The sequence below is a fragment of the SAR86 cluster bacterium genome (assembly GCA_023703615.1).
Taxonomy (GTDB): domain Bacteria; phylum Pseudomonadota; class Gammaproteobacteria; order Magnimaribacterales; family D2472; genus MED-G85.
Genome location: CP097971.1, coordinates 1,135,936 through 1,155,038 on the forward strand (window position 1 = coordinate 1,135,936; position 19,103 = coordinate 1,155,038).

23 protein-coding genes and 1 tRNA gene are annotated in these 19,103 nt (G+C 31.4%); 16 read left to right on the forward strand and 8 right to left on the reverse strand.

Annotation, left to right across the window (positions count from 1 at the left end; all coding sequences use genetic code 11):
- The first annotated feature begins 8 nt into the window (after nucleotides 1-8).
- From M9C80_05890 to M9C80_05925, 8 genes are all read left to right on the forward strand, one after another.
- Entirely contained in the window at nucleotides 9-626 is a 618-nt protein-coding gene (locus M9C80_05890; protein URQ69464.1) for a 2,3-bisphosphoglycerate-dependent phosphoglycerate mutase, read from the forward strand.
- A gap of 5 nt (nucleotides 627-631) precedes the next feature.
- On the forward strand, nucleotides 632-1,642 hold the full coding sequence (locus M9C80_05895; protein URQ69465.1) for an A/G-specific adenine glycosylase: 1,011 nt from the start codon (nucleotides 632-634) through the stop codon (nucleotides 1,640-1,642).
- Nucleotides 1,635-1,904 carry an oxidative damage protection protein gene (locus tag M9C80_05900; protein ID URQ69466.1) on the forward strand — a complete coding sequence of 90 codons (270 nt, stop codon included), beginning with the start codon at nucleotides 1,635-1,637 and terminating at the stop codon, nucleotides 1,902-1,904. The genes M9C80_05895 and M9C80_05900 overlap by 8 nt, the downstream gene beginning before the upstream one ends.
- Before the next feature lie 130 nt (nucleotides 1,905-2,034).
- Nucleotides 2,035-4,638 carry an FAD-dependent oxidoreductase gene (locus tag M9C80_05905; protein URQ69467.1) on the forward strand — a complete coding sequence of 868 codons (2,604 nt, stop codon included), beginning with the start codon at nucleotides 2,035-2,037 and terminating at the stop codon, nucleotides 4,636-4,638.
- A gap of 57 nt (nucleotides 4,639-4,695) precedes the next feature.
- Nucleotides 4,696-4,771, forward strand: a tRNA-Phe gene (locus M9C80_05910).
- Between the two features lie 62 nt (nucleotides 4,772-4,833).
- Nucleotides 4,834-6,105, forward strand: coding sequence for a malonyl-CoA decarboxylase (locus M9C80_05915; protein URQ69468.1), 1,272 nt, complete (start codon nucleotides 4,834-4,836; stop codon nucleotides 6,103-6,105).
- Nucleotides 6,106-6,116: 11 nt separating this feature from the next.
- Complete coding sequence (locus M9C80_05920; protein URQ69469.1) at nucleotides 6,117-6,605, forward strand: AAA family ATPase; 489 nt, start codon at nucleotides 6,117-6,119, stop codon at nucleotides 6,603-6,605.
- Nucleotide 6,606: 1 nt separating this feature from the next.
- Nucleotides 6,607-7,272, forward strand: a complete 666-nt coding sequence (locus M9C80_05925; GenBank protein ID URQ69470.1) for an NAD-dependent epimerase/dehydratase family protein — start codon at nucleotides 6,607-6,609, stop codon at nucleotides 7,270-7,272.
- Here the strand turns inward: M9C80_05925 and M9C80_05930 are convergent.
- The 3 genes from M9C80_05930 to M9C80_05940 all read right to left on the reverse strand — a co-directional run bounded on the left by M9C80_05930 (nucleotide 7,269) and on the right by M9C80_05940 (nucleotide 8,182).
- The gene (locus tag M9C80_05930) at nucleotides 7,269-7,520 is read right to left on the reverse strand and encodes a hypothetical protein (protein URQ69471.1); all 252 of its coding nucleotides are present in this window, start codon (nucleotides 7,518-7,520) and stop codon (nucleotides 7,269-7,271) included. The two genes, M9C80_05925 and M9C80_05930, sit on opposite strands and share 4 nt — an antisense overlap.
- Before the next feature lie 99 nt (nucleotides 7,521-7,619).
- Nucleotides 7,620-7,844, reverse strand: coding sequence for a hypothetical protein (locus M9C80_05935; GenBank protein URQ69472.1), 225 nt, complete (start codon nucleotides 7,842-7,844; stop codon nucleotides 7,620-7,622).
- Nucleotides 7,845-7,858: 14 nt separating this feature from the next.
- The gene (locus M9C80_05940; protein URQ69473.1) at nucleotides 7,859-8,182 is read right to left on the reverse strand and encodes a YbjQ family protein; all 324 of its coding nucleotides are present in this window, start codon (nucleotides 8,180-8,182) and stop codon (nucleotides 7,859-7,861) included.
- A gap of 36 nt (nucleotides 8,183-8,218) precedes the next feature.
- Here M9C80_05940 and hspQ point away from each other — a divergent pair, with 36 nt between their 5' ends.
- Nucleotides 8,219-8,551: a heat shock protein HspQ gene (gene hspQ / locus M9C80_05945; GenBank protein ID URQ69474.1), complete on the forward strand. Its 333-nt coding sequence runs from the start codon at nucleotides 8,219-8,221 to the stop codon at nucleotides 8,549-8,551.
- On the opposite strand, the gene M9C80_05950 is transcribed toward hspQ, so the two are convergent.
- On the reverse strand, nucleotides 8,548-9,759 hold the full coding sequence (locus M9C80_05950; protein URQ69475.1) for an aminotransferase class I/II-fold pyridoxal phosphate-dependent enzyme: 1,212 nt from the start codon (nucleotides 9,757-9,759) through the stop codon (nucleotides 8,548-8,550). The two genes, hspQ and M9C80_05950, sit on opposite strands and share 4 nt — an antisense overlap.
- Nucleotides 9,760-9,790: 31 nt before the next feature.
- On the opposite strand from M9C80_05950, the gene M9C80_05955 reads away from it, so the two are divergent.
- Nucleotides 9,791-10,681, forward strand: a complete 891-nt coding sequence (locus M9C80_05955; GenBank protein URQ69476.1) for a DNA recombination protein RmuC — start codon at nucleotides 9,791-9,793, stop codon at nucleotides 10,679-10,681.
- On the opposite strand, the gene M9C80_05960 is transcribed toward M9C80_05955, so the two are convergent.
- Entirely contained in the window at nucleotides 10,682-11,524 is an 843-nt protein-coding gene (locus M9C80_05960; protein ID URQ69477.1) for an FTR1 family protein, read from the reverse strand.
- A gap of 110 nt (nucleotides 11,525-11,634) precedes the next feature.
- Here M9C80_05960 and M9C80_05965 point away from each other — a divergent pair, with 110 nt between their 5' ends.
- Nucleotides 11,635-12,858, forward strand: a complete 1,224-nt coding sequence (locus M9C80_05965) for an FAD-dependent oxidoreductase (protein URQ69478.1) — start codon at nucleotides 11,635-11,637, stop codon at nucleotides 12,856-12,858.
- Here M9C80_05965 and M9C80_05970 read toward each other — a convergent pair.
- The gene (locus M9C80_05970) at nucleotides 12,855-13,511 is read right to left on the reverse strand and encodes an HAD-IB family hydrolase (GenBank protein URQ69479.1); all 657 of its coding nucleotides are present in this window, start codon (nucleotides 13,509-13,511) and stop codon (nucleotides 12,855-12,857) included. The genes M9C80_05965 and M9C80_05970 overlap by 4 nt on opposite strands.
- Nucleotides 13,512-13,523: 12 nt before the next feature.
- Between M9C80_05970 and M9C80_05975 the strand changes: the two genes are divergently transcribed.
- From M9C80_05975 to M9C80_05995, 5 genes are read left to right on the forward strand one after another with little or no spacing between them, the layout of a single operon-like run.
- Nucleotides 13,524-14,015, forward strand: a complete 492-nt coding sequence (locus M9C80_05975; GenBank protein ID URQ69480.1) for an RNA pyrophosphohydrolase — start codon at nucleotides 13,524-13,526, stop codon at nucleotides 14,013-14,015.
- 11 nt (nucleotides 14,016-14,026) lie between these two features.
- Entirely contained in the window at nucleotides 14,027-14,818 is a 792-nt protein-coding gene (locus tag M9C80_05980) for a sulfite exporter TauE/SafE family protein (GenBank protein URQ69481.1), read from the forward strand.
- Nucleotides 14,815-15,612, forward strand: coding sequence for a prolipoprotein diacylglyceryl transferase (gene lgt, locus M9C80_05985; protein ID URQ69482.1), 798 nt, complete (start codon nucleotides 14,815-14,817; stop codon nucleotides 15,610-15,612). The genes M9C80_05980 and lgt overlap by 4 nt, the downstream gene beginning before the upstream one ends.
- Nucleotides 15,609-16,472 (forward strand): thymidylate synthase, encoded by an 864-nt coding sequence (locus M9C80_05990; protein URQ69483.1) that lies wholly within the window; start codon nucleotides 15,609-15,611, stop codon nucleotides 16,470-16,472. The genes lgt and M9C80_05990 overlap by 4 nt, the downstream gene beginning before the upstream one ends.
- Nucleotides 16,473-16,979 (forward strand): dihydrofolate reductase, encoded by a 507-nt coding sequence (locus M9C80_05995; protein ID URQ69484.1) that lies wholly within the window; start codon nucleotides 16,473-16,475, stop codon nucleotides 16,977-16,979.
- On the opposite strand, the gene M9C80_06000 is transcribed toward M9C80_05995, so the two are convergent.
- Nucleotides 16,974-18,407, reverse strand: a complete 1,434-nt coding sequence (locus M9C80_06000; protein URQ69485.1) for a hypothetical protein — start codon at nucleotides 18,405-18,407, stop codon at nucleotides 16,974-16,976. The two genes, M9C80_05995 and M9C80_06000, sit on opposite strands and share 6 nt — an antisense overlap.
- Complete coding sequence (locus tag M9C80_06005; protein ID URQ69486.1) at nucleotides 18,404-19,102, reverse strand: TonB family protein; 699 nt, start codon at nucleotides 19,100-19,102, stop codon at nucleotides 18,404-18,406. Before M9C80_06005 ends, M9C80_06000 begins: the two co-directional genes overlap by 4 nt.
- Nucleotide 19,103: the final 1 nt, after the last annotated feature.

A 19,103-nucleotide genomic window follows, 5' to 3' on the forward strand; every position in this document is an offset into this window, starting at 1 on the left:
TTAAAAAAATGAAGCAACGAAATTTAATATTAATCAGGCATGGGCAAAGTGAGTGGAATGCTAAAAATTTATTTACTGGATGGGAGGATCCTGGTCTTACCCCAAAAGGAGTTTCAGAAGCAAAAAAAGCTGGTATTGTTATTAAAAACTTGGGTATAAGTTTTGATCTCATATTCACTTCAGCATTAATTAGAGCGCAATTAACAGGCTCAATAATTCTAGATGAAATTGGAATTGTAATTCCTACAATTCAAAATGAAGCCCTTAATGAAAGATATTATGGAGATCTTCAAGGATTAAATAAAGATGAATGTAGAAAAAAATGGGGGGAAGAAAAAGTTCAAATCTGGAGAAGAAGTTATAACTCTGGTCCGCCTGGAGGTGAATCACTTAAAGATACTAGTGATAGAGTTTTACCTTATTATTTAGATGAAATTCATCCTCTAATTTTAAGTGGCAAAAATATCCTCATAGCTGCTCATGGAAATTCTCTTAGATCGCTAGTAAAGCATTTAGATATAATTTCTGAAAAAGAAATTGTTGAACTAGAAATTCCAACTGGTGCGCCAATTCATTACCTATTTGATAAAAATGGTGAGGTTATAAAGAAAAAAAACTTAATTTAAAAATTTTGAATAAGTCCAATAACACATTTTCAGAAAAAATTATTAGCTGGTATGAAATCAATGGCAGAAATGATTTGCCATGGAGAAAAAATATCTCTCCATATAGAGTTTGGATTTCAGAAATAATGCTTCAACAAACACAAGTTAAAACGGCTATACCTTACTTTAAAAGATTCATTAAGCAATATCCTAATTTTAAGCAGATCTCCTTCGCTTCTGAGGAACAAATTTTAGCTCTTTGGACAGGATTGGGGTTTTATAAAAGAGCAAAAAATATTTTTAGAACCAAAGAAATCATAAAAAAAGATTATAGAAATAAATTCCCTTCAACATTTGATGAACTGATGGCTTTGCCAGGAATTGGGAGATCAACAGCAGGCGCAATTATGTCAATTGCTTACGGAGGCTCCTATCCAATTTTAGATGCTAATGTAAAAAGGGTAATTTCAAGATATAGAAACATTAATTTGTATGATAAAAATGCTATAAAAGAGTTATGGTTGTTATCAGAATCTTTAACTCCAAAGAAAAATATCTTTGAATACACCCAGGGAATAATGGATTTAGGTGCCCTGATTTGTAATATCAGATCACCAAATTGTAAAGAATGCCCTTTAACTAATTCATGCATAAGTGCATTTCAGAATTTTGAATTTAATTCAAAAAAAAAGAAGGATAAATCAAAAAGAAAAATTCACTTTACACTTGCACATTCTAATAATACCTTTTTATTATTCAAAAAAGATGAAAAGACTTTTTGGGAAAGTCTTTGGGTACCATTTGAAAATGAAAATCTCAAAAAGACTAAAATTTTTAAAAAACCAACTAATTCAGTAACAAAAAACATTAGTCATGCTTTGTCCCATATTGATCTTGATATCACAATTGAAATTTTTAACTATAGTGCGCCATTTAAAGTTAAGACAAATCAAGAACATCGATGGGTTAGTAAAAATAAAATACATAATTTTGGTATGCCAAAACCTATAAAGACTATAATAGAGGAATATGTCTAAAAAAATTTTATGCAAAAAACTAAATAAAGAGCTACCTGCTTTATTAGTGCCGCCAATGCCCGGTCCAAAAGGCCAAGAAATTATGAATTCTATTTCAGAAGAAGCATGGGAAATGTGGAAATCTCATCAAACCACATTAATAAATGAAAAACATTTAGATATGTCTGATCCTAAAAATAGGAGATGGTTGATAGAACAAATGGATAAATTTTTTAATAATGAAGAGTACGAAAAGGCTTCGGGTTTTAAAGCTATAGATTAATTAATATTATTACTTAGGTTGTATTTTTTGTACCATTTATAGTTTTGATGATTGGTAAATTTTTTGATTTACAAAATAAAAAAAATAACGTTTAATCAATAAGGTATTTCATTTACAAGGGGTGCAAAGTTTGTCAGATAAAACTAATTCTAAATTTCCTGCTGAAGCAGATGTTGTAATCGTAGGAGTTGGAGGAATTGTTGGATCAATGTTGGCATACTGGCTAACAGAACTTGGTCAAAAAAATATTGTCGGGTTAGAAAAGTCCTCCGTAATTCCATCGGATATTGCATCTACCGCTCATGCTTCTGATTTTGTTTACAATACAACCCATGACAAATTAGGTTGCTGGACGACAGCATTTAGTAGAAAGTTTTATGAGGATAATGGCTTCTTTTTAAAAAAAGGAGGCCTAGAAATCTGTCGAAAAGATGATGAGGCTCGTTGGGAAGAACTCAAACGAAAAGTATCTTCTGGTAAGGCCTTTGGAAGCAATGTTAAATTAATTTCAGCAGCGGAAGCTAAAGAAAAATTTCCTTTATTAGAAGAAGACTCAATGCAAGGTGCGATGTGGGATCCAGATGCAGGCTTAGTTATTCCTCGATCTCAAGATGTTGTTAGTTTTGCGGTAGAAAGTGCTAAAGAAAAAGGTGCACTTAAAACATTCACTGATACTCCTGCACTTGACTTTGAAATTGAAAATGGACATATCGTGGGAGTAAAAACCGATAAAGGAATAATTAAAACTAAAAAAGTTGTTATCGCATCCGGCATATGGGGCCCGTTAATGGGAAAAAAAGCGGGGGTTTCAGTTCCATTAATGCCGCTAGAACATCCTTTGTTATTTTTTGGTCCGCTACCAGAAGCGCAGGATGCGGAAGACTTTTTGATATACCCTCTTCTTCGTGATCAGGGTAACTCTGCTTACGTAAGAGATACAGGAAGGCTTCATGGAGGAATGCTTGAATGGGGTTTTTATGAAGACAAAAACCCTAGGCTTGTTGATCCTGAAGATATTGGAAATCCAGAAAAAACAATGGGATCTGATTCAATGAGATATCTAGATCTCGAAGAAGTTGCTGAACCTTTAGAAAAAGCTTTTGAAACTACCCCTATACTTAATGAACTGGGCTGGGATGAAAAAAGTTCATTCAATGGGCTTTTGTCGGTAACCCCCGACGCTGGTTCTTTAATAGGTGAAAGTCCTGAAGTAAGAGGATTTTGGATGTGTGAAGCTGTTTGGGTTAAAGATGGGCCTGGATGTGCCAGGTTATGTGCAGAAGCAATGGTAAACGGTAAAACTCAGGTTGACATGCATTCATTTGATATATCTAGGTTTTATCCAGAGCAAAAAGAAAAAGAATTTGTAAAATCAAGAGCCTATGAAAATTCTCAAACAATTTATACACCTGCTGTTCATCCAAGAGAACCATATATTAGTCAAAGAGAAAAATTTGTAAGCCCTTTTTATGAAAGAGAAAAAGAACTTGGAGGATATTTTGATAATGAAGTAGCTTGCTGGGAAAGAGCTTTTGCATATGAAAGTAACAAAGAAAAACTTATCAAATATGTGAATCAGATACCAGTTCGAGAAAATGAGTGGGACAGACGACATGTACCATATGAAATTGCTAATGCTGAGCACCTGGCAATGAGTGATTCAGTTGGAATGATCAATTTATCACACTTTCCTATCATGGATATTAAAGGTCCTGATGCAGAGAGAATGTTAGAGTATCTTTCTGTTGCTAAAGTTGGAAGTAATACTCCTGTTGGTAAAGTTATTTACACTAATTTTCTTGATGAGGATGGTGGTGTTCATGCAGATTTGACTATCTCTAGATTAGGCTTAGATAGTTATCGTGTAGTAACTGGGGGAGCTGATGGAAACCGCGATTGGGTTGCACTGCGAAATTATCGTGATGATCACGAATTGGATGCTGAAATAAATATCAGAACTCATGATATAGCAACTTTAGGTTTATGGGGCCCAGAAGCAGAAAAAGCTTTGAATAATTTTATTGATCCAAATGAAGTAAATATTAAAAATTTTCCTTTCGCTTCATCAAAAAATCTTACACTTAATTTGTCAGGTGGAAAAAAAATTGATGTTTGGGCGGGAAGAATTTCATATGTTGGTGAAAGTGGATGGGAAATCTATCTTAATAATGATAGTGAAGACGGCTTAGCCTTATATGACTCTCTACTTGAAGTTGGTGCTGTTCCTGTTGGAATAGAAACTTATGCTAATAGTAGAAGGCTTGAAAAAAGCTTTAGACTTCAAGGAGCTGACTTAGAAACAGAATACAACGCAATTGAATCAGCCATTCAAAGACCATTGGTCAAGGAAGCAGATTTTCATGGCAAAGCAGCACATCTTTCCCAAAGAAAAGAGGATCCGTGCGCTATTCTATGCACTATGACATTAGATAATCTAAATGTTTCAGGCAATACAAGATATCCAGTAGGTATTTCACCAATTATCGATCCTGCAACAGGCGAAGTACCTATAGATAGTAAAGGTCGAAGATCGTATACCACTGGGATGTCATACTGCCCTTCTATTAAAAAATTCGTAGTAATGGGATATCTTCCAAAAGAGATTGCTGTTCAAGGGAAATCACTTTTAATTGAGTATTTTAATGAAGATGGTGATGGTTTATATCCAATGACTGTTCAAATTGTTGGCAAAGGATCTCTTTATGATCCTTCAAATGAAAGAGTTCGCGCATAACTATTTCACTTGATGACAACACCTTTAAACTTGCCTATAATCCAAAGTTCAATTTAAGCCCAGATAGCTCAGTTGGTAGAGCAAAGGACTGAAAATCCTTGTGTCGGTGGTTCGATCCCACCTCTGGGCACCATTTTATAAGTTTATAAAAAATATACCCTCTTTAAATGTTTCAAATAATGGCATAATTACTATATGAGTTTTTTTCAAAATATTTTATCTTCACTAGTTAAGAGTACTCGTCGGCTTAATCGTTTTGGCTCAAAGGGTCTTGGAAAGCTTCATAATAATATAGATAAGGCAGTAGATTCGGTTATGTCAACAACTGGAGAAGTATCAACTCTTGTTTATGCAGAACATTTATTAAATCTTATTGAAAAAGAAAATGATGAAGGGCTTTCAAAATTTCTTAAAAATTTATTAGCTAATCATGATATTGATACCAAAGCATTAATGAAAGATGTAAAAAATTATTCAAATGAAAAAAGTGAACAAAACTTGAAAAAAATAAATATCTCAGCTGAACCAAAATGGATTGAATTATTTAGAAGGCTGAATTCGACCTCAAATGGAACATCAAGATTAGTAAAATTAAGAGAAAGAATTCGAACCTTAAATGATCCTGAATTGAAAACTTTTGATTCTGGATTATTAAAACTTTTTAAATATTGGTTTAATCCATCATTTTTAGTTCTAGAAAAAATTGATTGGGAAACTCCTGCAAATATCCTTGAAAAAATTATTGAATACGAAGCTGTACATGAAATAAATTCATGGGATGATTTGCGAGCTAGATTAGCACCAACCGATAGACAGTGCTTTGCATTTTTTCATCCATTAATACCTAACGATCCTCTAATATTTGTTGAAGTTGCCTTATGTAAAGATATTCCTAAGTCTATTCAAGAAATCATTAAGATTGATAGAAATGAAATTGATATTGAGGATGTAAATACTGCTATTTTTTATTCTATTTCAAATTGTCAAAATGGTTTATTAGGAATTTCTTTTGGTAATTTTCTTATAAAAAAAGTTGCAAAAACTCTCAAACGAGAATTACCTAACCTTAACCAATTTTTAACACTATCTCCCATCCCTGGTTTGATGAAATGGATGGAAGAATATGCGCCGATTACATTTGAAAGATGTTCTGAAAAGAGCTGTAGCGATGAAGAACTACTGAAAAAAACAATACTATACTTAACAGAATCTGACAGGTCTGACAATATGCCTAACGATCCTGTGGGAAGATTTCATATTGGTAACGGTGCAAGTTTAGAAAGAATAAACCTTAATGCTGACCTTTCAGAAAAAGGATTGACTCAATCATATGGGGTTATGGCTAACTATTTATATGATCTTGATGTTGTTGAAGAGAATCATGAATTATTTTTTAAAAATAAAATTGTCCCTGTTTCAAATGAAATTAAATCCATTAAAAAAAATATTCATAAGAAACTTAAATAAATAAATTAACTATGGAAAACATTTCACTAATTGGCATGGCTGGATGTGGTAAATCAACCCTAGGTAAAGCATTATCCAAAGAACTAAATGTTGAGTTTTTAGATACTGATAGCCTCATCGAAGAAAAGCATCAATTAACACTCGAACAAATAAAAACAAAATACGGTTATCAATTTTTAAGAAGTGAAGAAGAAAAAGTAATAATGAATATTACTTCGACTATTAAAATTATTTCTACTGGTGGAAGTGCAGTATATTCTGATAAATCTATGCTTCATCTTTCAAAATTTTCTAAAATTATATATCTTGATACCCCTTTTGATATTATTAAAAATAGAATAGAAAATGGTGAAGATAGAGGTCTTGCAGTTGTGCCTGGTACTTCAATTGAAGACGCTTATAAAGAAAGAATTGTATTATATGAAAAATGGGGTGAGCTTAAACTGGATGGATCATTAAGCATCGATGAGTTAGTTAGTCACACCTTAAGTATAATTTAAAATGCAAAAAAATATATCTTTGGTTATAGGTTCTTCAGGTTTAGTGGGTTCATACATATTAAAAAATCTTGAGGAGACTGATGAGAAAGTAATAATACTTTCTAGAAAACCCAATCTAAAAAAGGATTATAGTACTGAAGAAATAATTACTGATTTCACTAATTTAAATATTTTACCAAGTGCAGATACTTTATATGTAGCTATTGGATACAAATTATCTATATTTGATCTTATGTTTATTCCTCATAAAAAGAGGCAGGAATTTATGAAAGTTGATTTTTCAACTGTTTTAAAAGTGGCGAGATTAGCTTTTGCGAATGGTACTAAGCAAATTTTAGTTGTCTCTGCAGTTGGTGCAAACCCTAATTCAATGAACTTATATTTAAAGACAAAGGGCGAGCTTGAGGAAGAAATAAAAAAAATTGGATATGAAAGCATCACATTTGCACGGCCTAGTCATTTATTGGGCAAAAGATTGAATCAACCGCACGCAAAATTAATTGAGTTTATAGAGTTTTTTTCAAAACTTGTTCAACCATTAATGATATCTGGCTTAAAAAAATTTCGAAACATAGAAGCAAAAAAGGTTGCTGCAACAATGGTTAAAAGTTCAAAAAACTTAAACAGTATTCAAATTTTAGAATATAAAGATTTTGTTAAAAATTAAATTTTTCTTCTTTTCGATTTATGTATTTTTTTTAAAGCAATAAAAGAATTAATCAGCCAAAATCCAGAAGCAAATAAAAAATAATACAAACCAGAATAAAATTGAACAATCATTGCCAATAAGCTTCCAGTAATAATAGCCAAAAGTCCAATAGCTCTTTTTTTTACTTTTTTAGAGACAAGAAGCGGTGCAGCTAAAACTGTTCCAAAAATAACACTACTAATTTGAATAAATTCTATGATATTCATATTAATAAATGTAAAGAATTAACATTTATAAATATAAATATCGGAGCATTATCCTCCTTTAAATATAGATGTAAATAGTTTTTTTGAAAAAAATATCTACTAAAATCTACCTCTTTTAAATCGCATTCGTATTGAAAATACCCTCACAAGCGCAACTACTGTAATAATAGTTTGGGTAAACAACGAAATTGTTAAAGGGTTTGACCATTTCCAACTGTCAATGGTTAACCATAACAGAAAGGTCTGTAATGGAAAGTTAATAATTGCACCCATAAGAACAACAATTAATGCCTCTCTGAAAGCAGTCTTCTCAGTTTTATTCATAGTGATTCCTTTTTTTAAATTTTTACCGCAGTACCAAAAGCTAATATTTCAGAAGCTCCATCAGTAATTGTTGAGGTTTGATATCTAAAAGCAACCACAGCATTGCCGCCTTTTGATTTTGCATCTTCTATCATCCTCATTAAAGCCTGTTCTCTTGTTTTTGATAAAAGTGATGTATACCCTACCAACTCACCACCAACAATATTCTTCAGTCTAGCTAAAAAATCTACGCCAATATTTCTTCCTCTTACTGCACTACCTTGAACAATCCCAATGTGCTCTTTAATTTCTACATTTGAAATACTGTCTGATGATACAATTAAAAAATTTTCTTCCATGACTTTTTTCCTTAAATAGTTTAACTTACAAATATAATGCAAGAAGTAATAGAAGCAAAGTTTTCAATTGGAAATATTGTTAAACACCGTTTTTTAAATTTTAGAGGTGTCATTTTTGATTTAGATCCAAAATTTAATAATACTGAGGAATGGTATCAAGCAATTCCTAAAAATCTGAGACCTAGAAAAGATCAACCTTTTTATCATTTGTTTGCTGAAAATGAGGAAATTTTCTACATTGCATATGTATCAGAACAAAATTTATTACATGACGCTAGTAATAAAGAAGCAAGTCACCCAGACATAAAGAAAGTTTTTTCGCACTATGACGGTAAAAATTATATACCTTTTAATAGGTCAAAGAATTAATACTCAATATCGAAATGGGCAATTTGAACTGCTGTTATGAAGATATTCATTGCAAGTTCTAATTTATTAACAGATACATAAGTAGGAGCAATACGTAAAACATTATCTAGACATTTTCCTTTTGGAAATAATGAGCTAGCAGGAGTTATATATAAACCCATTTCTTCACAAATTGTCTGTACTTTCGTCGCAATTGGTTTATTAAAATTGAAAGTCATAAAGTAACCACCTGTTGGATTTGAAAAAGATCCACACTCTGAGGGAATGTCAGATAATATTTTTTTAACTGCCTCAAATTTTGGGAGAATTAATTCAGCATGTTTTTTCATATGGTTTGTAATATTGTCTATATCTTTTAAAAACATGACATGTCTTTTCTGATTTATCTTGTCTGGACAGATAATCATAGATTCACGCATCCGTTTTATAAGATTAAATGATCTTCCTCCAGATAAAATAAATGAGAGACCTCCTCCTCCAAATGTTACTTTTGAAAATGAGGTAGCCACAACGCAATTATCGGTAACTTTTTCTGTTGTTGCTATGCTCCATATTGGTGTTTGTTTTATAGTTGGAAGAAAGTCGTGAACTAAGTAAGCATGATCAAATATAAATAAAAAATTATCTGAATATTCTTTACCAATCTTAAAAATTTTTTTTATATTTTCGTCTGTAAACGTCTCACCAGATGGGTTTGAGTGTCTTGGTACTGATAAAATTCCACAAACATCATTGTTTTCTTTAAGAATTTTTGTATATTCTTCAATATCAACGCCATCATCTTTCAAAGGGACAGTAATTACCTCAATATCAAAATCTTCTAATATTCTGAAATGTCTATCAAAACCTGGTACAGGATAAATAAATTTTTTTGATTTTCTTTTTTTCCATGGATCGTCTGAAAATAAATAGTAGGACAAAAATGTTTGGTAAGTTAATAGTAAACTAGATTGCTCTGCTGCTATTATATTTTTAGATGGAGCACCTAAAATCTGGGAACCTAGTTCTCTTGCTTCTTCGATTCCAAGTGGCTCGCCGTAATTTCTAAGATCAATACCACTTTCTGTTATTGGATCAACTTTTAAGCTCAATAATTCATTAGAAATGTCTAATTGCAAGCCTTCAGGTTTGCCCCGCGTTATATCAATATTAATTGACATATCTTTATATTTTTTAAAATGAGTTAAAATAGAGTCAGCTGAATTCATATTATATATATTTTATAGGATAAATTCATAAGTGCTATACATAACAATCTTATTAATTGTAATAATATTATTGCTTGCGATACTTCTTTATATAAGCGTTAGGAATAATTCAAACTACTTTGATCCTAGAGATTCGATAAGAGACATAGATAAAGCTGTTGAAAGACAAGAATCCACATTGTTTGATCTTTCCAAAGATATTCAATCATTTCAAGACCCTTTAAATAAATTAAATAGATATCTATCGGGTGGAACATTAGCAGGGAAATTTGGTGAATGGTCTCTTGAGGCTATCATAAAAGATATATTTCACTCTCAACAGTTTTTAAGTAATTATGAAGTCATACCTGGATCTGGGAAAAGAGTTGAATTTGTTATTAAGCTTCCTGAGGGTTTACTATTACCAATTGATGCTAAATTCCCTTCAGGACTATTCGAAAATTATCTTACTGCTATTGAACAAAAAGATGAAACTCTTGTAAAAAGAACAAAAGATGACATAAAACGCCATATTTTAAAAGATGCAAATGATATCAAAGATAAGTATATTCAAACAGGTGTTACTGTAGATTTAGGTATTATGTATATACCAAGTGAAAGTCTAATGCAGCTGATTGATTCTATTGAAAATATTAGAGAAAAAATTTTTAGAGACCATCGTATTTTAATAATGGGGCCTAATTCACTAGCGGCATACCTTATAAGTGTTCATATGGGATTCAGAACTCTAGCGTTAAATGAAAGAGCTGGTGAAATCATGCAGGAATTTGGAAAAATGAAAAAAGAATTTGAAAAATTTGGCAACTCTACTGAGGATCTTATGAAAAAGACTGATGCATTATTAAAAACAGTGAATGAACATGCAACTCGAGAAAGACAAATGAAAAAATCAATTAAAAATATGGATCAACTTGATTCTTAACTAGTAGTAAAATCTTCTCCACATATTTAACCCAAACATAAGCGCAAGGACCCATAAGAGAACTTCAGGAATATTTGGATTGCTGTTGTAGCCAAAAAAACCTTTTAGAAAAATGCCAATGTTTCCTTTATCATGCATAGGATGATAGAGAGTTGTCCCTGTTTCAATATTTGAAGTTGGTTCAAGGATATTCCATGCTCTTGTAATTTCTGAGCTTTGTATTTTTTCAGACTTCACATAATATTCCTCAAACTCATGAGTACCGTATGCAACCATACCAGCTGCTAAGAAGACTAAAAGTAAAGTAGTATATTTAAAAACATATCGTAAATTAATTCTTCTACCCTGTTGAACAATAAGATAACCAATTAAAACCGCCAAAAAAGCGCCAACTGAAAATCCTATATATGAAAATTTTCCAGTTATAGAGAAGCTTGATATTAAAAAAACTGCCGTTTCAAAACCCTCTCTAAGAATTGCAAAAAACACAACAAGAAAAACGCCCCAAGAAGAAAGTTTTATCGCATTTATGGTACTTTCCTCCAACTTCTTTTTATCACTTACATTTTTAGATAACCAAAAGATAACATACCAAATTAATATTGCTGTAACGTATAAGAATATTCCCTCAAATAATGCCTGAACAGAATCATTTCCTAGTGAATTTTTGGCTTGTATCACTAAATACCCAACAAAAATACTTGCTACAATTGATAAAAATACTGCAAACCATAATTTTGGCAAATGACTTTTTTGATTAGTTTTTTCTAATAACAAATATATAATTCCGACGACTAGAGCTGCTTCTAAAACTTCTCTAAAAACTATAATAAATTCACTCATAATGTAAATCCTAAATGAGAATGATTCTTGTTTAGATTATATATAAAATAATTTAAAGGTAAAGTAACAAATTAAATCGATTTAAGTTCATAAAACTGAGACAATAAGTTATGAAAAAAATAGCGATAATTGGTGCCGGAATTGCTGGTATTGCTACTGCTTACAAGTTGTTGCAAAAAAATCATAATGTAACTATTTTTGATGCAAGAAGCTCTGCAGCAATGGAAGGTAGCTACGCAAACGGCGCTCAATTAAGCGTTAGCAATGCCGAAACTTGGAACACTCCAGGTAATCTTGTCAATGGGTTGAAGTGGATGTTTAAAAAAGATGCTCCATTACTATTGAATCCAGCCCCAAGCCTTCAAAAATATAAATGGTTAATAGGTTTTTTTCTATCAACTATTAATGGAGAACATAGAAATAACACATTAAAAACTATTGAGCTTGCAAAGAAAGCTCGGGAAATATATTTTCAAATTGCAGATGAAGAAAATATTGAATTCGATCTATTAAAAAAAGGTATTCTAAGATTTTATGATTCAAAAAAATCATTTAAAGAAGATGCCAATAAAGCATCTTGGATGCAGCAAGATGGATTAGAATGGGATGTCATTTCATCTGATGAAGTTTTTTCATTGGAGCCGGCGTTAGCAAACAATCCTAAATTAAATATTATCGGCGGAATATATACGAAGTCTGATGCAAGTGGTGATATTCATAAATTTTGTGTTAACCTCCAGAAGGTTTTAGTTGAAAAATACTTTGCTAATATTGAACTCAACACACTTGTGACAAATATCTCTAAATCGAATGACAAAATTATTGTAACTATAAAAAATGATGACAACGAAAATGATATGAGTTTTGATAATGTTGTAGTTTGTGCTGGCGTAAATACACAAACTTTTGCTGATAATCTTGGTGATAGTATGAACATTTACCCAGTGAAAGGATATAGCGTTACTATTGATCTGAAAGATGAACAATCGAAAAGATATGCACCTATTATCTCTCTTATCGACCAGCCATTAAAAATTGTTTCTAGTAGGCTTGGAAATAAATTGAGGATTGCTGGAACTGCAGAAATCTCAGGATATGATCCCAAGGTTAATATTGAAAGAATTCAACCGTTATTAGCATGGGTAAACAATTATTTTCCCAATATAAAAATTGAAGACTATAGCTCATGGGGAGGATTTAGACCAATGTCATCAAATATGATGCCAGTCTTAAGTGAAAGTAAAGTTAAGGGAGTTTTTTATCATTCTGGTCATGGCCACTTAGGATGGACATTAAGTGCAGCCACTGCAGAAATAATTGCAGATAAAATTTAAGGTAAGTCTTTTATCATCCAGTTCTTTTCAATACAAATTTGTTTTAATTTTGTATCTGGATTTACTGCGATAGGATTTTGTACAACTTTTAACAACGGAAGATCATTTATTGAATCTGTATAAAAAGTGACATTATTAAAGTCTAAAAAATTGTTCTTTTTCATCCATTCTTTTACTTTTAAAAGTTTGCCTTCGCCAAGGGCAGGTATTCCATTAATCTTGCCAGTATAAACATCATTTATAGTCTCAACTTCAGTTGCAACTATGTTTGAGAACCCTAATCTTTTTCCAATTGGTTCAACAATGACATTGTTAGTGGCGCTTGCTAATAGCAAAACATCATCTTTATGATGATGGTCATGAATAATTTTTAGAGCATAAATATTAATCATAGGCTCAATTATTTCTGCTAAAAAAATATCTAAGAGTTTTTTCACAGTACTTATATCTTTATCTTTTATTGTAGAAAGAGCAAATTCTGCCCACTCATAATAATCTAAATTGCCTTGATAGTATTTTTGATAAAAATATTCATTCTTTTTTGTATATTCTTCAACATCAACACGATTTGAATCTATCAGAAATTTAATCCAAGAATAATCAGAATCACCATTAAGAATGGTATTATCAAGATCAAATATTGTTAAATTCATGTAATTTTCAAAATGGTCAAAGATTCAAATTATCGTTTAAATGTTGGAATAATTATTGTTAATGATAATGGCAAATTGCTTTTATGCAAAAGAAGTAATTCAAATAATTGGCAATTCCCTCAAGGAGGAATTGATTTTGGAGAAAAACCTTTGAATGCTGCAATTCGTGAAACATTCGAAGAAGTTGGTATTAAGTCAAATTGTATAGAAATGATTGCAGAAACTAATAATTGGTATAAATACGATGTGCCAATAAATAAAAGAAAAAAAAATTTTTTACAAAAAAAATTTTTAGGTCAAAAACAAAAATGGTTTTTATTTAAATTAATAAAAAATTGTAAAGTATCTTTTGCTAATGATCCTGCGAATGAATTTGAGGAACATAAGTGGGTTTCATATTGGCATCCTATTACCAAAATAGTTTCTTTCAAAAAAGATGTTTACAGAAATGCACTTCTAGAATTCAAAGAAACATATTCAAATATGTTCTCGAATAAAAATTAAAATATGGAATTATGATTGAGGAATTTTTTACATACGGAGTGCTAGGAATATTTGCTGGTCTGATTGCAGGCATGTTTGGTATTGGTGGAGGTCTAATTATTGTTCCAATTCTTATTGCATCATTTATCGGTTCAAATTTTGATGGTGAGATAATTGTTCATTTAGCAATTGGCACTTCAATGGCAACAATCGTATTTACTGGCCTTGCATCAGCATATACTCATTATAAAAATAAAGCGGTTGTAAATTCCTATTTTAAATTTATAAGTTATGGGATTGTTTTTGGCGCTTTAACAGGAGCTTTATTTACTGTTCAAATTCCTGGTGAGTATGTTAAAAAATTTATTGGGATTCTTATAGGTCTAATTGTCATCCAGATTTTTTTTGATTTAAAATTTAGGTTAACTAACAATGGTCCAAGCCAAAGGCTATTAGTTTTATCTGGTTCAGGAATTGGATTTTTATCATCAATATTAGGTATAGGAGGAGGACTTTTTACTGTACCCTATTTAAAAAATATTGGATTAAGCCTTAAAAAAAGTATTGGAACATCCTCTGCATGTGGAATTCCTATAGCAATATTTGGATCTTTAGGATATGTAATCCTTGGTCTTAATGAAGCCAAACTTCCAATGCTTAGTTTTGGTTATACATATTTACCAGCTGTAGTTGGTATATCCATAACAAGTGTATTCTCAGCTAGAATTGGCGGAAATTTAGCGCATTTTTTCTCAACAAATACTTTGCGAAACCTTATGTGTATACTATTAATTTGTATAGCTTTTTACATGTTTTCAATATGATTATAGAACTTTCTAATTTTTTTAATAATCCAAGCATTATCAAAATAGGTTCCTTCAGCATCCAATACTATGCTGTAACTTGGGCTTTATCTGCTTTCTTTATTTTGATTTTTTTACAGAGAAGCAGAATTATTTCTGAGCTACATATAAATAAAGAAAAAGTTAGTGATATGGTAATTTTTTATGGTCTTTTTTTAGGTGCAATATGTGGTGGAAGGATAGGTTATATGTTTGTTTATGGTTTAGATCAATTATTAGCAAACCCTTTATCGATGTTTTTTGTATGGCAAGGTGGTTTAAGTTTTCATGGAGGATTGCTTGGTGTCGTTATTAGTCTTTTTTATTTTTCAAAAAAAAATCATATCAGCTTTTTGCGACTTTTGGATGCTGTTGCAGTTGCAATGCCTATTGGTCTTGGTTTAGTTAGAATTGGGAATTTTTTAAATGGGGAGCTTTATGGCAGGCCTACGAATGGTGAATGGGGTTTTGTTTTTCCGACAGACCCTTATGGGCTTCTAAGACATCCATCACAATTGTATGAAAGTTTTGGAGAGGGAATTATTTTATTTTTAATCTTATATTTCATAAGCATTTATTCAAAAACAATTGGAGTTATAAGCTCATCATTCCTGATATTCTATGGGGTTATAAGATTTGCAATTGAATATTTTAGACAACCTGATTCACATCTAGGATATGTAGCTTTTGATTCGCTTAGTATGGGTCAAATCTTATGCATTCCTATGATAATAATCGGTATAATTATGTTCATATTTTCTAGGAAAAAAACATGAAGGCATATCTAGATCTTTTAAGGCATATTATTGAAAATGGTGAAACAAAAGATGACAGAACTAATACAGGAACAATATCTTCATTCGGACATCAACTAACTTTTGATCTTTCAAATGGCTTTCCAGCTGTTACGACAAAATCTCTTGCATGGAAGGGAGTTGTTTCAGAGCTTTTATGGTTTCTTGAGGGATCAGGAGATGAAAGAAGACTGGCAGAGATTAGGTATTGTAAAAATAGAGAGGAAATCAAAGATCTTTCAAAATATTCAACTATATGGACAGACAATGCAGAAAATCAGGGAAAAGATTTAGGTTATATAAATAATGATGTTAAAAAGGAATTAGGTCCAGTTTATGGAGTCCAATGGCGCGATTGGAACGGAATTGATCAAATTAAAGACCTTATACATAACTTAAAAAATAACCCTAATGGAAGAAGACATATTTTATCTGCGTGGAATGTAAGTGAAATAGAGAAGATGGCTCTACCCCCATGTCATGTAATGAGCCAATATTATGTTCATGAGGGTGAAATAAGTTGTCATATGTATCAGAGGAGTGCCGATATGTTTCTTGGTGTTCCTTTTAATATTGCAAGTTATGCCCTTCTATTATCAATATTTGCTGAAATATTAGATCTTAAGCCTAAAAAATTCGTTCACTCTTTTGGGGATGCTCATATTTATTTAAATTCTATTGATCAGGTAAAAGAACAACTTGATAGAAAGCCTAAAAAACTACCAAAATTAATTTTACCTAAACTAAAATGTATTAGTGATCTTAAAGAATATACAGTTAATGACTTTATACTTGAAAATTATGATCATCATCCTGCAATTAAAGCAAAAATGGCAATCTAAATGATAATTTCTCATGTAGTTGCAATGTCTAATAATAATGTTATCGGGGTCGATAATGATTTGCCTTGGAATTTGAAAAAAGATCTTGAGCATTTTAAAAAATATACTCTCAATAAAGTTATTGTGATGGGAAGAAGAACATATGATTCAATCGGAAGGCCGCTTCCAAATAGACAAAACTATATTGTCTCAAATACTCTAAAACATATTCCAAATGCACAAATATTTACGAATATAAACTTAGCTATCAAAGCTGCAGAAGAATACAATTTAGAAAATGATTTAGAAAATGAGATAGTTATTATAGGCGGTGGTTTTTTATTTAGAGATACTTTGGACTATTTTAATAAACTCATATTAACACGCGTAGATTGTGAAATAGAAAATGGAGAGGTATTTTATCCAGAATTTGATCTTAAGAATTGGAAAAAAACTCAGAGTGAAAGTTATTTAAAAGATGCTGACAATGATTTCGATTTTAAAGTTGAGGAATATGTAAAACTATGAGGAGTTTTGAATGTAATCTCTTCTCAATGCTAAATTTTTAACTCTTATTTCTTCGTTCTCTGTATATTTCAACCAATTATTTGCCGTTCCTTTAATTTTCTTGTCTTTGTCTCTGGCTGCTATTCTAAATTGTTTTCTTGCTTCATCGAATTCTTGAAGTTCAAAATATGCTTGACCAAGAGTCAAGTATACTTGAGATAGTTTTTTGCCTTCTATCTTACCCTTTTTTAAACCTAATTTTATTGCTGTTACAGCATCATCAATTCTATCTTCTGATAAGTATAAATTCCCCAATAAAACATATGGTTCTCCATCTTTCGCCAACTTTGCAGCTCTCTCTAAGACAGGTATGGCTTCATTAATCTCTTGTGCCATTCTCCATGCATCTGCAAGAAGTCTTAGATTTTTTTCAGTATCTTTTACAACAGGAACTATTTTTTCTTCTTTTGTCTTTTCATCTACTATCGTAATTTTTTTATTCTGACCTGATACCAAAACTTTAGCTGCCCAATAAGGATTTTCATTTAGAAGTAATAATTGCGTTAATGCTAAATATTCGGATTCTTTGTTCAAAAAATCTTTTGCATGTGCAGCTTTTAAAGTAATCATATAATCTCTTTCTCGATTTAATCTAGCGTATGACCCACCAAGTTGAATAAAGTAAAGTTTTTTTGGGTATAGATTTACAAGAATCTCATAAATATCAACTTGCCTTAGTAGAGAATCTTTCTCTCCTATTTCAGCTTTTAATTCTTCAATATTTGCTGCTAGCAATACATACCAATTTTCTTTAGGTTTATAGCCCTCAACTTCTTCAGCAAGCTGTATTGCTTTTTCGATAGCAGACATAGATTTTTTATGATCTTCTAACTGAAAATAAGCTTGTCCTAAAATACCCCAAGATTGTGCAGTAACTGTTTCAACTTCAGACATCCAATCTAAAATAAATTCTACACCTTTCCTATAGTTTCCTTGAACCATATAAAGCTGACCCATTGTTAATAATGCTTGCACTCTTATTGGAATAGTAACTTCTGGCTCAGAAATTGTTTTCTCATATGCTTGAATTGCTTGATCATATTTTTCATCTGAAAAATATACGTAACCCCAAGCATTCCACATGACAGATCTATCGTAACTTTTTAAATTTGCTGAATCATTTCTTAGCTCAGTAAGAATATTGGTAACTGTTTCCATATCTGGATCAAGATCACCTACATCATTTACTCTTTCGAGAGCTTCATATACTTTTGCCATTTTTTTTGCTGTAGACGATTGTAATGCCCTTGCTTTTCTGTATTTAATTTCTTTTTTTGGTTTTTCAGATGCTTCTTGAGCCTGAATATTCGACGCAACAAATAAGAAAGAGCCACTAAAAATAATTAGTGAAAAAAAGATATAAATAAATTGATTCTTTAAATTAATCATACATCTTGCTCCATAATATAAGTAAATCTATGAAGAACGCCTTGGACTGGTGTTGCTTTACCATCAACTATTTTTGGTTTGTATTTAAGTTTTAATGCTGCCCTTGCTGATGAACTATTAAATATGGTACATGGTCTATACTCAGTATCTGGATTCGTTGGATCTCCACACCATCCTTCTAATGGTTCAACATCTTCAACAGTTCCGGTCTCTGTAATTGTGAATTGAACTATCGCGTAACCTTGCGTTCCTCTTTCCTGAGCCCTTCTCGGATATACTGGCTGTACTTTAAATAAAGGAATATATTCACCGTCCCTAAAAAAACTACCTCCAGCTTTGAAATTTGCTTTAGGTTTTGCAATATTAACGTCTATCCCAGCCAGAGGTTGAAGATCTAACTCTGGTTGTGCAATATCTTCTGGTTGTTCCTCAGGCTTATCAGGCTTATCAACTTCTGTAAGAAACGTATCTATTTCTCTCTCTGGCATTACTACATCAGCTAGTTTTACAGAACTATCCTCTTTCATACCACTATCACCAAGAGCAATTAATATAACCATTATTGAAAATAATCCAAATGTGATTAAAACAGAAAAACCTATGCCAGCAGCAATTTTATTTGCATTAAAAGCTCTTATATATAGATCTTTAATAGGCCTAATGATTGAGTTTAAAATTGAAAGGGCTTGATCCATA

What these genes read in the sequence shown, in the direction of transcription:
- M9C80_05930 (URQ69471.1), bottom strand. Translation starts at nt 7,520, where the DNA reads ATGAATATCATAGAATTTATTCAAATTAGTAGTGTTATTTTTGGAACA.
- M9C80_05890 (URQ69464.1), top strand. Translation starts at nt 9, where the DNA reads ATGAAGCAACGAAATTTAATATTAATCAGGCATGGGCAAAGTGAGTGG.
- M9C80_05940 (URQ69473.1), bottom strand. Translation starts at nt 8,182, where the DNA reads ATGGAAGAAAATTTTTTAATTGTATCATCAGACAGTATTTCAAATGTA.
- M9C80_05920 (URQ69469.1), top strand. Translation starts at nt 6,117, where the DNA reads ATGGAAAACATTTCACTAATTGGCATGGCTGGATGTGGTAAATCAACC.
- lgt (URQ69482.1), top strand. Translation starts at nt 14,815, where the DNA reads ATGATTATAGAACTTTCTAATTTTTTTAATAATCCAAGCATTATCAAA.
- M9C80_05980 (URQ69481.1), top strand. Translation starts at nt 14,027, where the DNA reads ATGATTGAGGAATTTTTTACATACGGAGTGCTAGGAATATTTGCTGGT.
- M9C80_05975 (URQ69480.1), top strand. Translation starts at nt 13,524, where the DNA reads ATGGTCAAAGATTCAAATTATCGTTTAAATGTTGGAATAATTATTGTT.
- M9C80_05995 (URQ69484.1), top strand. Translation starts at nt 16,473, where the DNA reads ATGATAATTTCTCATGTAGTTGCAATGTCTAATAATAATGTTATCGGG.
- M9C80_05915 (URQ69468.1), top strand. Translation starts at nt 4,834, where the DNA reads ATGAGTTTTTTTCAAAATATTTTATCTTCACTAGTTAAGAGTACTCGT.
- M9C80_05965 (URQ69478.1), top strand. Translation starts at nt 11,635, where the DNA reads ATGAAAAAAATAGCGATAATTGGTGCCGGAATTGCTGGTATTGCTACT.
- hspQ (URQ69474.1), top strand. Translation starts at nt 8,219, where the DNA reads ATGCAAGAAGTAATAGAAGCAAAGTTTTCAATTGGAAATATTGTTAAA.
- M9C80_05925 (URQ69470.1), top strand. Translation starts at nt 6,607, where the DNA reads ATGCAAAAAAATATATCTTTGGTTATAGGTTCTTCAGGTTTAGTGGGT.
- M9C80_05960 (URQ69477.1), bottom strand. Translation starts at nt 11,524, where the DNA reads ATGAGTGAATTTATTATAGTTTTTAGAGAAGTTTTAGAAGCAGCTCTA.
- M9C80_06005 (URQ69486.1), bottom strand. Translation starts at nt 19,102, where the DNA reads ATGGATCAAGCCCTTTCAATTTTAAACTCAATCATTAGGCCTATTAAA.
- M9C80_05990 (URQ69483.1), top strand. Translation starts at nt 15,609, where the DNA reads ATGAAGGCATATCTAGATCTTTTAAGGCATATTATTGAAAATGGTGAA.
- M9C80_05900 (URQ69466.1), top strand. Translation starts at nt 1,635, where the DNA reads ATGTCTAAAAAAATTTTATGCAAAAAACTAAATAAAGAGCTACCTGCT.
- M9C80_05935 (URQ69472.1), bottom strand. Translation starts at nt 7,844, where the DNA reads ATGAATAAAACTGAGAAGACTGCTTTCAGAGAGGCATTAATTGTTGTT.
- M9C80_05950 (URQ69475.1), bottom strand. Translation starts at nt 9,759, where the DNA reads ATGAATTCAGCTGACTCTATTTTAACTCATTTTAAAAAATATAAAGAT.
- M9C80_06000 (URQ69485.1), bottom strand. Translation starts at nt 18,407, where the DNA reads ATGATTAATTTAAAGAATCAATTTATTTATATCTTTTTTTCACTAATT.
- M9C80_05970 (URQ69479.1), bottom strand. Translation starts at nt 13,511, where the DNA reads ATGAATTTAACAATATTTGATCTTGATAATACCATTCTTAATGGTGAT.